At 66.4% G+C, this 12,690-nt stretch carries 13 protein-coding genes and 1 tRNA gene; 11 read left to right on the forward strand and 3 right to left on the reverse strand.

The genetic code is table 11. From position 1 onward, the window contains the following. Positions 1 to 229: 229 nt before the first annotated feature. Complete coding sequence (gene rsgA / locus O6Y00_RS19285) at positions 230 to 1,228, reverse strand: ribosome small subunit-dependent GTPase A (protein WP_353444174.1); 999 nt, start codon at positions 1,226 to 1,228, stop codon at positions 230 to 232. A 130-nt stretch (positions 1,229 to 1,358) separates the two neighbouring features. After that, a tRNA-Ser gene (locus tag O6Y00_RS19290) sits at positions 1,359 to 1,448 on the reverse strand. Positions 1,449 to 1,603: 155 nt separating this feature from the next. Here O6Y00_RS19290 and hspQ point away from each other — a divergent pair. The 4 genes from hspQ to O6Y00_RS19310 all read left to right on the forward strand — a co-directional run bounded on the left by hspQ (position 1,604) and on the right by O6Y00_RS19310 (position 3,611). Continuing rightward, on the forward strand, positions 1,604 to 1,999 hold the full coding sequence (gene hspQ / locus O6Y00_RS19295) for a heat shock protein HspQ (RefSeq protein ID WP_056065959.1): 396 nt from the start codon (positions 1,604 to 1,606) through the stop codon (positions 1,997 to 1,999). A 237-nt stretch (positions 2,000 to 2,236) separates the two neighbouring features. Next, positions 2,237 to 2,584, forward strand: a complete 348-nt coding sequence (rplU, locus tag O6Y00_RS19300) for a 50S ribosomal protein L21 (protein ID WP_107963253.1) — start codon at positions 2,237 to 2,239, stop codon at positions 2,582 to 2,584. A gap of 13 nt (positions 2,585 to 2,597) precedes the next feature. Next, positions 2,598 to 2,888: a 50S ribosomal protein L27 gene (gene rpmA, locus O6Y00_RS19305; RefSeq protein WP_056055842.1), complete on the forward strand. Its 291-nt coding sequence runs from the start codon at positions 2,598 to 2,600 to the stop codon at positions 2,886 to 2,888. A 174-nt stretch (positions 2,889 to 3,062) separates the two neighbouring features. Then, positions 3,063 to 3,611 (forward strand): GNAT family N-acetyltransferase, encoded by a 549-nt coding sequence (locus O6Y00_RS19310; protein WP_353444175.1) that lies wholly within the window; start codon positions 3,063 to 3,065, stop codon positions 3,609 to 3,611. Positions 3,612 to 3,901: 290 nt separating this feature from the next. On the opposite strand, the gene O6Y00_RS19315 is transcribed toward O6Y00_RS19310, so the two are convergent. Beyond that, the gene (locus O6Y00_RS19315; RefSeq protein ID WP_353444176.1) at positions 3,902 to 4,771 is read right to left on the reverse strand and encodes a metal-dependent hydrolase; all 870 of its coding nucleotides are present in this window, start codon (positions 4,769 to 4,771) and stop codon (positions 3,902 to 3,904) included. Positions 4,772 to 4,834: 63 nt separating this feature from the next. On the opposite strand from O6Y00_RS19315, the gene O6Y00_RS19320 reads away from it, so the two are divergent. The 7 genes from O6Y00_RS19320 (at position 4,835) to O6Y00_RS19350 (ending at position 12,663) form a co-directional block, all read left to right on the forward strand. Further along, the gene (locus O6Y00_RS19320; protein ID WP_056055838.1) at positions 4,835 to 5,434 is read left to right on the forward strand and encodes a TetR/AcrR family transcriptional regulator; all 600 of its coding nucleotides are present in this window, start codon (positions 4,835 to 4,837) and stop codon (positions 5,432 to 5,434) included. A 78-nt stretch (positions 5,435 to 5,512) separates the two neighbouring features. After that, positions 5,513 to 6,559, forward strand: a complete 1,047-nt coding sequence (gene obgE / locus O6Y00_RS19325) for a GTPase ObgE (protein WP_353444177.1) — start codon at positions 5,513 to 5,515, stop codon at positions 6,557 to 6,559. Positions 6,560 to 6,710: 151 nt separating this feature from the next. Further along, on the forward strand, positions 6,711 to 7,808 hold the full coding sequence (gene proB, locus O6Y00_RS19330) for a glutamate 5-kinase (protein WP_353444178.1): 1,098 nt from the start codon (positions 6,711 to 6,713) through the stop codon (positions 7,806 to 7,808). A 91-nt stretch (positions 7,809 to 7,899) separates the two neighbouring features. Further along, the gene (locus tag O6Y00_RS19335; protein ID WP_353444179.1) at positions 7,900 to 8,799 is read left to right on the forward strand and encodes an NAD-dependent epimerase/dehydratase family protein; all 900 of its coding nucleotides are present in this window, start codon (positions 7,900 to 7,902) and stop codon (positions 8,797 to 8,799) included. Positions 8,800 to 8,856: 57 nt separating this feature from the next. Continuing rightward, on the forward strand, positions 8,857 to 9,102 hold the full coding sequence (locus tag O6Y00_RS19340) for an acyl carrier protein (RefSeq protein WP_353444180.1): 246 nt from the start codon (positions 8,857 to 8,859) through the stop codon (positions 9,100 to 9,102). Between the two features lie 135 nt (positions 9,103 to 9,237). Continuing rightward, the gene (gene spt / locus O6Y00_RS19345) at positions 9,238 to 10,500 is read left to right on the forward strand and encodes a serine palmitoyltransferase (protein WP_353444181.1); all 1,263 of its coding nucleotides are present in this window, start codon (positions 9,238 to 9,240) and stop codon (positions 10,498 to 10,500) included. Positions 10,501 to 10,698: 198 nt separating this feature from the next. Beyond that, entirely contained in the window at positions 10,699 to 12,663 is a 1,965-nt protein-coding gene (locus O6Y00_RS19350; RefSeq protein WP_435368653.1) for an ATP-binding protein, read from the forward strand. The last annotated feature ends 27 nt before the right edge of the window (positions 12,664 to 12,690 follow it).

Below are 12,690 nucleotides of genomic sequence, written 5' to 3' on the forward strand. Positions count from 1 at the left end.
AGGTGCAGAGCGAAAGCGAAAAATGGGGGCTGACGAGCGATCGTCACGCAGGCGCCCGGATCGGCAACGGTCCGGGCGTTTGCTTGTCCGGCGCAGTTTCATCCGCCGATAGACTGTTTAGCTACATCGAGGAGTGCCGGCTTTACTTCATCGATCAGTATAATTGCGCGTTGTGCGACTGCGTGTACGCGCGACGACTGGCGATGCGCGAGACTCGGGGCACCAACCGTCAGCGAGACCGCCGCTTAGGATAACGCGGCGCGGCACCGTTTTCCTCCACGGTCAGCTTGCGCCAGCGATCGAAGCGCTCGCGGTCGAGATCGCCCGCCGCGATCGCGGCCTGGATCGCGCAGCCCGGCTCCACCCCGTGCGAACAGTCCGCGAACCGGCACGTCTGCGCCAGCAGGGCGATATCGTCGAACACCTCGGCGAGGCCCGCCGCCGCCTCGGACAGCTGAAGTTCGCGCATGCCCGGGAGATCGAGCAGCCATCCCCCCTGGTCGAGGCGGTGCATCTCGCGCACCGTCGTCGTGTGGCGGCCGGTCCCATCGTTGGTGCGAACCGGTTGCGTTGCGATACTGTCCGAACGCCGCAACGCGTTGACGAGCGTGGATTTGCCGACGCCGGACGAGCCGAGAAACGCGACCGTCTTGCCGATCCCGCACCATGCCGCGAGACCGGCGACACTGGCGGGATCGCGGCCGTTGACCGTTTCGACCAGCAGGCCGGGCTCGATCGCGCGGGCCGCGTCGGCGAAGACTTCGGGGGTTTCGGTCAGGTCGGCCTTGGTGAGGACGACGACCGGGTGCACGCCGATCTCGCGCGCCATCACGAGATAGCGCTCCAGGCGCGCGACGCTGAAATCCTGGTTGCACGACGCGACGATGAACACGGTGTCGACATTGGCCGCGATCATCTGATCCTTCCGCGGATCGGCGGGGGACCGTCGCTTGAACAGGTTGATACGGCCAAGAACGCGGGTCGCCAGCTGCGTGCGGTCATCGACCAGCAACCAGTCGCCGACGGTCGGGTGGTCATCGGACGGCAGTGCGCCGGCGATATACGGACTGATGACATCGTCGGACCCGGCCCCCGACACGGCGATCTTGCCGCGATGAACCGACATCACCCTGACCGGCCGGCAAAAGCGGCGCTCGTCACCGGAAAGCTGGTCGGCGAAATGGGTCGTCCAGCCAAGGTCCGCCAAAGTCTGATCGGTCGATGTCATAGGCCTGGAACAGCATCTTTCCTGGCGACGCGCCTGCGGCCGCCCGGTCGCCGGTCTATCGCGCGAACGGTGCCGTGGCCACCGCCTGCCGCACTAGGCCCACCGCGGCGTTCGATCCGATAGCTGTAAATGGCGGAGAGGGTGGGATTCGAACCCACGGTACCCTCGCGGGTACGCCGCATTTCGAGTGCGGTACATTCGACCACTCTGCCACCTCTCCGCAGGTCATCCAAGGCGCTGCGAACAGTCCCTCCGATCGGTCGAAGCGCGGCCTCTAATGAAGAGACCTGGGGGAGGCAAGCGGATTTCGAGCTTTGGGGCACCGTCCGGCGCGTTTTCCTTGTGCGGCGCAAAACAAACCCTAAATTGCCGGACATGCCCCGACACGACAGTATTGCTCACGACATCACCCGCCCGATCGTGCCCGCCGAGGTGGTCGCGCCACCGGTATCGCATGCGAATTTCTCGATCGGCGACGTCGTGCGGCACCGGCTGTTCGACTTTCGCGGGGTGATCTTCGATGTCGACCCCGTGTTTGCGAACAGCGACGAATGGTATGCGGCGATTCCCGAAGACATTCGTCCGCGCAAGGACCAGCCGTTCTATCACTTGCTCGCGGAGAATATGGAGTCGAGCTACGTCGCCTATGTCAGCCAGCAGAACCTTGTGCCCGACGATAGCGACGAGCCGGTCGACCATCCGGCGATCGATGGGTTGTTCAGTGAATATGCCGATGGTCGGTACGCGCTTCGGCAGGTTCACCGGCACTAGAGGCGAATCGCTTATCTTGTAAAAAGCTTGTTCTCCCGCGAAGGCGGGAGCCCAGACTGGGTCCCCGCCTTCGCGGGGAAACAATCCTCTGCCTCGCCTGCGGGCAGCACCTCGCGCTAAACCACCCTTTCCCGCCCCTTCGCGGTTGACAACTCTCCCCCCCTCGCTTAGCTGCCCGGCTTCTTCCGGCGGACCCTGCGTTCGTGGGATACACGTATTTGGAAAGTGACAAGGGCCATGTTCGCAGTCGTGCGCACGGGCGGCAAGCAGTATCGCGTCGCCGCCGGAGATAAGATCGTCATCGAGAAGATCGAGGGCGATGCAGGTGCGTCGGTGACGCTTGGTGACGTTCTGCTGGCGGGCGAAGGCTCGGAGCTGCGGTCCGTCGAGGGCTTCGTCGTCGCTGCAGAGATCATCGCGCAGGCGAAGGCGGACAAGGTCATCGTCTTCAAGAAGCGTCGTCGTCATAACTATCGTCGTAAGAACGGCCATCGCCAGCAGCATACGATCCTGAAGATCGTGTCGGTCGGCGGCCAGACTGCAAAGAGCAACGAGGGCGACACCGCCCCGGCCGCTCAGGCATAAGGAGTAGCTTCAGATGGCACATAAGAAAGCAGGCGGCTCTTCGCGCAACGGTCGCGATTCGGCCGGTCGTCGCCTCGGCGTCAAGAAGTTCGGTGGCCAGGCGTGCGTCGCCGGCAACATCCTCGTGCGTCAGCGCGGGACGAAGTTCTACCCGGGCACCAACGTCGGCATCGGTACCGACCATACGCTGTTCGCGCTGGTCGATGGCCGCGTTGTGTTCAGCCAGGGCAAACTTGGGCGCAAGTTCTGCTCGGTCGAGCTGGCAGCGAACGACACTGCCGACATGGCAGCAGCAGCCGAATAACATCGGGTAACCATCCGGGTTGCCCACCAGGGTGACCCGGGTCGCGAAAGCGAACCTGAACAAGGGAGACGGGTCACCCCGGCTCCCTTTTTTATTGCTCCCTCCACGCGGCTGTCGCGGTCCCGTCATCCCGACGTGGCATGCGCGCAGCCAATGACGCGATAGGAGAGAGCCGTGTTCGCGCGCACCAAGAGACTGACGTTGCGGCCGGGTTGGCCTGAAGATGCGCCTGCATTGGCGCGGGCGATCGGCCATGAGTCGGTGGTCGCCAAGCTGGGCCGCGTGCCTTGGCCGTATGCGCTGGGGGATGCCGAGGCGTTCCTGTCGCAGCCGCGTGGCGGACATGAGCCGCGGTTCTTGATCGAGATGATGGAATCGGGTGCGCCGCGACTCGTCGGCGGGATCGGCGTCAGTGACGTTCAGGAGAATTCGGCGAACCTCGGCTATTGGCTGACGCCCGATGCTTGGGGTCGTGGCTATGCGACGGAGGCAGGCCACGCGGTGATCGCGATGGCGCGACACGCGCTTGGGATACGCCGGCTGACGGCCTCGCATTTTGTCGACAACCCGGCGTCGGGGCGCGTGCTGGCGAAACTTGGGTTTCGGCCTACGGGGCGGGTTGAGGCTCGGACGTCGCGTGGGCGGGGTGGCGAGGTACCGGCGGTGATGTTCGAGCTGGATCTGGATGACGATCGATGCGCGCCGATGCCGTTGGCGGCGTGAGTCGCGCGACCATTTTTGGATCGGCACCACCCCGGCGAAGGCCGGGGCCCAGTTGGGGAGCATCGCTAACTGAGGACATCGTTCCGTTACTGCGACCTTTCCAACTGGGCCCCGGCCTTCGCCGGGGTGGCGTCTTTAGCTATGGTTGGTACTTTGCAGAAGTCGGCCATCACTACCCGTTCCCCCGCGAAGGCGGGGGTCCAGGAGTCACGGGCGGTGTCGTTTGGTATCCTGGGCTCCCGCCTTCGCGGGAGAACTAGGAGGGGAGGTGGAAGCCGGGAGCCCGAGGCTCAGGCTACCGCCACCGCCCGTTTCGCCACCGGCAGCACCGCCGCTTCATACTCGCTCGCCGCCAAGCCGATCAGCGCGCGGTCGTCGTGCTTCCATGGGTGGAAGCCCGGCAGGAAATAGGCCGCCCACACGCCCGCGACTTTCCGCGCCATCCCCGGATTGCCGAACGCGTACCACGCCATCCGCGCCCAAACGCGCGGCCCGGTCAGTCCGTCCTGCCGCAGCAGTTCCGCCATGCCCCGCGCTCGCCCCGTAAAGAAGCGCCACGTCGTGATCAGCATCACCTTCGACTTGATCCGCCACCGCAGCAGCCTCGGCCAGTCACGCGTGGCGTGCAGCCAGGTGTCGTAGGCGACGCCCTTGTGCTCGATCTCCTCCGCCGCGTGCCACAGCCACAACGCCGCCGCCTGCTCGTCGCCGCCGGCGAGATGCTTCGGGTTGGCGATCAGTTCGTGCGCCAGCATCGCGGTGAAATGCTCGAGCGCGGTGGTCGCGGCGAGGCTCGCGATCTCTGGCTTGTCCTTGGTGATCGCCAACTGCGCATCGACGTCGGCCATCAGCGGCGCGACGTCGTAGCCCTGGTCGGTGACGTGACGGTTGAACGCGACGTGCTCGCGGGTGTGGATTACCTCCTGCTTGATGAAGGCGTTGATCTCGGCGTGGAGTTTCGGCGGCGTGCCTTCGCGGAACTTCCGGACGCTGTCGACGAAATAGCCCTCGCCCTTCGGAAACGTCACCGACAGCGCGTTGTAAAACGCGGTCGCGACGGGATCGTCGTTCAGCCACCAGCGACGGATATCGGCGCCGCGGCCAAAGCGGCGGTCGCGCGGGGTGATCGTCAGATCGGCAGGCGTGGTTGCTTTCGCCACGGAAACCTCCAAACAGGAATGAACACTCGTTACTTACATTGATGTAAATAGGTTTCCCGGTCCGTGACGTCAACTCCGCGCAAGCGACTCTCCCCCACCGAATCGCGTGAAGCCGCCGTCGAGGCTGCGCGAGCTCTGCTCGTGGAGAGCGGCCCCAGCGCAGTGACGTTGAAGGCTGTAGCAGGCCGGGTCGGGCGCACGCACGCCAACCTGCTCCACCATTTTGGCTCGGCGGAGGCCCTGCATACCGCACTGATCACGCGGATGGCGGCGGACATCGTCGGCACGATCGGCGCGGCCGTTCTGCGCGTGCGGGCGGGCGAACTCGACCCGCGCGAGGTGGTGGAGATGACCTTCGACGCGTTCGGCAAGGGCGGCGCGGGGGCACTGGCGAGCTGGATGATCCTGTCGGGCAATACCAACGCGCTCGATCCGATTCTCACCGCGATCCATGATCTCGTCGACGAGCTGGCGGAGGGCGACATGCCTGGCGACCAGCCGATCCAGGAACAGACTCTGACGTTGGTGCTGATGGCGCTCGGCGATGCGTTGATGGGAGCACCGATGGCGCGCGCGCTCGGGCTGCCGGTCGGCAAGGCGCGCGAACTCGCGCTCGATGCGCTGCTTGCCAGCAAGGACGCCGCCGCCCCCGCGCGCTGCTGACCGCACCGGATCGGGGGGCGAATCGCGAGGCGAATCGCAGAGGGTGGCGATTTTCACCAATTTCGCTATGGGGCGGCGATGCATTTTCTAGACCAAGCCAAGATCTACGTACGTTCGGGTGAGGGCGGCCCCGGTGCCGTCAGCTTCCGCCGCGAGAAATATATCGAATATGGCGGCCCCGACGGCGGCAATGGCGGCAAGGGCGGCGACATCGTGTTCGAATGCATCGCCGGCCTGAACACGCTGATCGACTTCCGCTACACGCAGCATTTCCGCGCGCCCCGCGGCTCGGGCGGGTCGGGCTCGAACCGCACCGGCGCTGGCGGCAAGGACCTCGTCATTCGCGTTCCGCTCGGCACGCAGGTGCTGTCGGAGGACAAGGAAGAGGTGCTGATCGACTTCACCGAGGTCGGCCAGCGCGAAGTGCTGTTCCGCGGCGGCGACGGCGGACGCGGTAACGCGAGCTACAAGACCTCTACCAACCGCACCCCGCGCCAGCATGGCACGGGCTGGCCGTTCGGCGAGGCGTGGGTCTGGCTGCGGCTGAAGCTGCTCGCCGATGCGGGGCTCGTCGGGCTGCCGAATGCGGGCAAGTCGACCTTCATCAACCAAGTGACAAACGCACAGGCCAAGGTCGGCGAATACGCCTTCACGACGACGCGGCCGCAGCTGGGCGTGGTGCGCCACAAGCAGCGCGAATTCGTGGTCGCGGATATTCCGGGGCTGATCCAGGGCGCGGCCGAAGGTGCGGGGATCGGCGACCGGTTCCTTGGCCATATCGAGCGGTGCCGGGTGCTGCTGCATCTGGTCGATGCGAACGACGCGGATGTCGGCGAATCGTACCGGATCGTGCGCGACGAGCTGGAGAATTACGGCGAGGGGCTGACCGACAAGAACGTCATCGTCGCGCTGAACAAGATCGACATGCTCGACGCCGAGTTGGTCGCGGCGCTGTCGGCCGAACTGACCGAAGCCAGCGGCGCGGAGGTCATGGCGATTTCGGGCGTGAGCGGCGCAGGGATCGAAGCGGTGCTCGACAAGCTGATCGGCGCGATCGGGCCGGCGCCGGGCGCGCCGAAGGAACTGGCAGAGGGCGAAGAGCCAGTCGCATGGTCGCCGCTGTAGCGGCCTACTTGACCCTCTCCCCTGCCGGGAGAGGGTCTGCTCCAGATCTCTCCCCTCCCGCGTGCGGGAGGGGTCGGGGGAGGGCTTTCTCGATGACAGGTCACGCCCTCCCCTCCCCTAACCCCTCCCGCAAGCGGGAGGGGAACGCTTGATGTTTCCGCCGTCTTCGTGCCCCCGGCTGATCGTGAAGATTGGCTCGGCCCTGCTCGTCGATCCAGACGGAAGCGTTCGGCGGGAGTGGCTCACCGGTCTGGTGAGCGACATCGCCGCACGCACGAGCGCTAGCCAGCAGGTCGCGATCGTCTCATCCGGCGCAATCGCCTTGGGCGCGCGCAGGCTCGGTCTCGCCAAGGGTGGCCGCGCCAGCCTCGAAGACGCACAGGCGGCCGCCGCGACCGGCCAGATCGCGCTCAGCCAGGTCTGGGCCGAACTGCTCGCCGCGCAGAACCTTAACGCCGCGCAGATGCTCGTCACGCTCGACGATCTCGAAGACCGCCGCCGCTATCTTAACGCCGCCGCAACGCTCAACCGCCTGCTGTCGCTAAAGGTCGTGCCGGTCATCAACGAGAACGATAGCGTCGCGACCGAGGAAATCCGCTTCGGCGACAACGACCGTCTCGCCGCGCGCGTCGCGCAGGCGGCGGGCGCGCAGGGGGTGATCCTGCTCTCCGATGTCGACGGGCTCTACACCGCCAACCCGCATACCGACTCGACCGCTACGCACATAGCCAGCGTCCCGCGAATCGATGCGGTCGCGGGGATGGCGGACGACGGGTCGGGCTCGGGGATGGGCTCGGGCGGCATGGCGTCGAAGATCGCCGCGGCGCGGATCGCGACCGGTGCGGGCATTCCGCTCGCGATCGCGTCAGGCCGGATCGAGCATCCGCTGTCCACCCACGCCCGCCACACGATCTTCACCGCCGAGCGGACCGCATCGGCGCGGAAGGCTTGGCTGGCGGGTGGGCTGACCGCGAAGGGCGCGATCCATGTCGATGCGGGCGCTGCGGCGGCGCTTGGACAGGGTCGGAGCCTGCTCGCCACCGGCGCGACCCGGATCGATGGCGGTTTCACGCGCGGCGATCTCGTGACGATCGAAGGGCCGAGCGGGACTGTCGCTCGAGGGCTCGCCGAGTATGACGCGGCGGACACAGCACGCCTGCTTGGTCGACATAGTGACGATCATGCGGCCATCCTTGGCTACGCTCCAAGATCGGCGCTGGTGCACCGCAATCATCTGGCGCTCGTATGATCGGCCAAGCATTGTTCACCCGCGAAGGCGGGTGCCCAGTCTGGGCACCCGCCTTCGCGGGTGAACACGCTTCTGTCTGGGGAATGGGCTCATGATTCTCGCCATCACGGGCGGCACCGGGTTCGTCGGCAGCCACCTGATCGACCACGCGCTGGAGACCGGGCACACCGTCCGTGCGCTCGCGCGGAAGCCGCAGGCCAAGCGCATCGGCGTGGCCTGGATCGAAGGTGCGCTTGATCGCCCGAAGAGCCTTGCGACTCTGGTCGAAGGCGCGGACGTGGTCATTCACGTCGCCGGTGTCGTCAACGCACCCGACCGGGCGGGCTTCGGCAAGGGCAACGTCGCCGGAACCGAAGGCATCCTTCAGGCGACGCAGGCGGCCGGCATCCGCCGTTTCGTCCACGTCTCCTCGCTCGCCGCTCGCGAGCCGACGCTGTCGAATTATGGCTGGTCGAAGGCCGAGGCGGAGACGCGTGTGCAGACGTCGGGGCTGGACTGGACGATCGTGCGCCCGCCCGCGATCTTCGGGCCGCGCGATCATGAACTGCTCGACGTTTTTAAGGCGGCACGGTCCGGCTACATCCCGATGCCCCCCGCCGGCACGCGCGTCTCGCTGCTGTACGTCGAGGACCTGACCGCGCTGCTGCTCGCGCTCGTCGAGAGTGCCGATGCGCCGTCGATCATGGAGCCCGACGACGGCGTGCCGAACGGCTGGGACAACCGCGATTTCGCGCGCGCGATCGGCACGGCGGTCGGCAAGCCGGTCAAGGTGTTCTCGACACCCCGCGCGCTCCTGAAGCTTGCGTCCGCCGCCGACCGGCTCGTCCGCCGCGGCAAGGCCAAGCTGACGCGCGACCGGGTGAGCTATTTCTGCCATCCCGACTGGGTCTCTCACAAGCCGCCGCCGCCCACGCTGTGGACGCCGTCCGTTCCGACTCCGCAGGCGCTCGCGCAAACCGCGGCGTGGTATCGCGCCGCCGGGCTGCTATAGCGCCGAAAAGCCGCCGCAATTCCCTGTCAGGAGTGCCGCGACACCGAAGGGATTATCATGAGTGACCGCCAGCAGATCTACGACACCGTCACCGCGCAGATCGAGCCGTTCAACAAGAAGGGCGTCGCGCTCACCGATACGACGACGTTCCAGGGCGACCTCGAGTGGGACAGCCTGACCGTCATGGATTTCGTCGCCGCGATCGAGGACGAATTCGACATCATCATCACGATGAACATGCAGGCCGAGATCGAGACGGTCGGCCAGCTGGTCGACGCGGTCGCGAAACTGAAGGCTGCCTGAGCAATCCCTTCGCCCCTCCCCCGTTTGGGCTGAGCGAAGTCGAAGCCGCGCCCCAGGGGCCACCCTTCGACTTCGCTCAGGGCGAACGGGGTGGTTGGGGGACCGGGATACATTCCAACCTGTGGAATCGATAGAATGACCGAAGCCGCCACCACCGCCCACGCCCTCCCCGCCGACGCTCCGGAGGTCGCCCCCGAACGCGACCTCATGTCGAAATTCGACGCGCTGATCGCCGAACGCGAGGCGCTGATCGCCAGTGGCGTGCGCAATCCGTTCGCGATCGTGATGGACGAGGTGAAGGGCCCGACCCAGGCGGTGATCCGCGGCAAGGACACGATCCTGCTCGGCACGTACAATTACATGGGCATGACGTTCGATCCCGACGTCATCCAGGCGGGCAAGGACGCGCTCGACGCGTTCGGCTCGGGCACCAACGGCAGCCGGATGCTCAACGGCACGTTCCACGATCATATCGACGTCGAGCAGGCGCTCCGCGAATTCTACGACATGACCGGCGCGATCGTGTTCTCGACCGGCTACATGGCCAATCTCGGTATCATCTCGACCCTCGCCGGCAAGGGTGAGTACGTCATCCTCGACGCCGACAGCCATGCCTCGATCTATGATGGCTGCAAGCAGGGCAATGCCGAGATCGTCCGCTTCCGCCACAACGACGTGACCGATCTCGACAAGCGGCTCGGCCGTTTGCCGAAGGAAGCGGGCAAGCTGGTCGTGCTCGAAGGCGTCTATTCGATGCTCGGCGACATCGCGCCGCTGAAGGAAATGGTCGCGGTCGCCAAGAAGCATGGCTGCATGGTGCTGGTCGACGAGGCGCATTCGATGGGGTTCTTCGGCCCCAACGGGCGCGGCGTGTACGAGGAGATGGGGCTGACCGACGAGGTCGATTTCGTCGTCGGCACCTTCTCGAAGTCGGTCGGCACGGTCGGCGGGTTCGTCGTGTCGAACCACCCGAAGTTCGAGATGGTGCGGTTCGCCTGCCGTCCGTACATCTTCACCGCATCGCTGCCGCCGTCGGTGGTCGCGACCGCCGCGACCTCGATCCGCAAGCTGATGACAGCACACGACAAGCGGGCGCAGCTTTGGAAGAACGCGCGCCGGCTGCACGGCGGTCTGAAGGCGATGGGTTTCAAGCTCGGCACCGAGACCTCCGACTCGGCGATCATCGCGGTGATCCTCACCGACCAGGAACAGGCGATCGCGATCTGGCAGTCGCTGCTGGAAGGCGGGCTGTACGTCAACATGGCACGCCCGCCCGCGACGCCCGCGGGGACGTTCCTGCTGCGCTGCTCGCTGTGCGCGGAGCATACCGACGAGCAGATCACGACGATCCTCGGGATGTTCGAGACCGCCGGGCGTGCCGTGGGTGTGATCGGCTGAATCTCGATCCTCCCCCGTCAGGGGGAGGTGGCTGGCGTTTGCCAGACGGAGGGGAAGGTAAGGGTCAACCGTTGTTCCGTGTCCTCCCCCTCCGTCACCTTCGGTGCCACCTCCCCCTTGCGGGGGAGGATCGCAAGGGTGCCATTACCCTCTTCCCCAAAAACCGAAATCATTGCGCCAAGGCAACGACGCGCTAGGATGTCGCCCGTGACGCACGACCAGGTCGAGACCGCGGCCCACGGGGGCGGAGCGAGATGGCGCATCGCCATGCTGGTCGTGATGGGCCTGCTCGGCGCGGCGGTGCTCGTCGCCCTCATCGTGACGCTCGGCAACGCCAACCGCCAGCGCGACCAAGCGCTCGAATTGCAGGCGCACAGCTACGACGTGATGATCCTCGCCCGCACGCTGTCGGGCACGATCGCGCGCTCGGAGGCGTCGCTGGGTCGCTATGTGATCAGCGGCGACCGGCAGCTCGGGCAGCTTTATTTCGACGAATGGCTGCTCGCCGGAACGCAGATCGACCGGCTCGACCAGATCACCAACGACAATGTCGAACAGCAACCGCGGATCGATCGGCTCCGTGCCGCCTATGACGCGCGCGGCCGTGAGCTGTCGCTGACCGCGTTGAACACCAGCTACGGCAAAAACGGCCAGGCTCTCGCGCGGTATTACCAGGCGCGCAAAGCGCCGACGCTCATCGAGATCAACACGACGCTGGATACGCTGATCGCACGGGAGCGCGCGCTGCTCGACCAACGGACAGCGATCGCGATGGGGTCGGTCGAGCGCTCGAGCTGGGTCGCGGGCGTGCTGGCGGTGTTCGGCGTGCTGATCGTGCTGGGGGCGATCCTGCTCGGCTGGTTTACGATCCGCGCGGTCGGCGATCGAGCGGTCGCGCAGGCCGATGCAGACCTCGAACGCGAGCGTGCGGAAACGCTGACCGCGGCGGTTGCGACCGCCACTGCCGAACTGCGCGTGCAGGAGGCCAAGCTGCGCCAGATCCAGAAGATGGAGGCGGTCGGCCAGCTTACCGGCGGGATCGCGCACGACTTCAACAACATGCTCGCGGTCGTACTGGGCGGTCTTGAACTGGCGAAGCGCAGCGTCGCGAGCGATCCCTCCACTGCGCGCCGCCATATCGAGAGCGCGACCGAAGGCGCCAACCGTGCCGCCGCGCTCACTCGCCGCCTGCTCGCGTTCAGCCGCGAGGACTCGCTGAAACCCGAGACGATCGACGTCGCCGCGCTGGTCGCCGGGATGTCCGACCTGCTCGACAGGACTCTGGGCGACGCGATCACGATCGTCGCGCACGAGCGGGACACGGGCTGCTGCATTCGCGGCGACCGCGTCCAGCTCGAGAACGCGATCCTCAACCTCGCGGTCAACGCGCGCGACGCGATGAACGGGCGCGGGACGCTGACGATCGTCACCGGGGCGGCGGTGCTCGCGGCGAACGAGGTCGGCCAGTGCGCGGCGGGCGATTACGTGGCGATCAGCGTCGCGGACGATGGCTGCGGCATGACCGCGGATATCGCCGAGCGCGTGTTCGAGCCGTTCTTCACCACCAAGGAGGTCGGCAAGGGCACCGGCCTCGGCCTCAGCCAGATCTTTGCACTGGTCCAGCAGCTCGGTGGCCAGGTCGGCCTGGTGTCCGCCCCCGGCAGCGGCACCGCGATCACGCTGTATCTCCCGCGTACGGCGGACGCGGCGGCCAGTCCGATAGCGCCCGCGCCGATCGCCGCTGTCGTACCGGCACCCGCTGCCTCGCCCGAAGCCTTGCAGGTGCTGGTGGTCGAGGACGATCCGCGCGTACTGGCGGCGACGACCGGCGCGCTAGAGGAAATCGGCTATGATGCGATCGCGTGCGACGATCCGCTGGCTGCCCCTGCCATGCTCGCCGCGCACCCGGCGATCGGGCTCATCATCTCCGACGTACTGATGCCGCGCCAGACCGGGCCCGAGATGATCGCTGCGCTGAGCCCACTCTATCCGCAGGTCGCCGTGCTGTTCGTGACCGGGTTCGCGGGCGAGGTGAACGCCAGCCAGTTCGGTGGGCACGAAGTGTTGCGCAAACCATTCACGCTCAACGGGCTCGAACGCGCCGTGGCGACCGCACTGGCCGCGGCACGGCCGATCGCAAGCGACCGTATCGCCGCGGAATAAACGCGCCGCAAGACGGTGGACGACGTC

The organism is Sphingomonas faeni, from assembly GCF_040407565.1.
Classification (GTDB): domain Bacteria; phylum Pseudomonadota; class Alphaproteobacteria; order Sphingomonadales; family Sphingomonadaceae; genus Sphingomonas; species Sphingomonas faeni_F.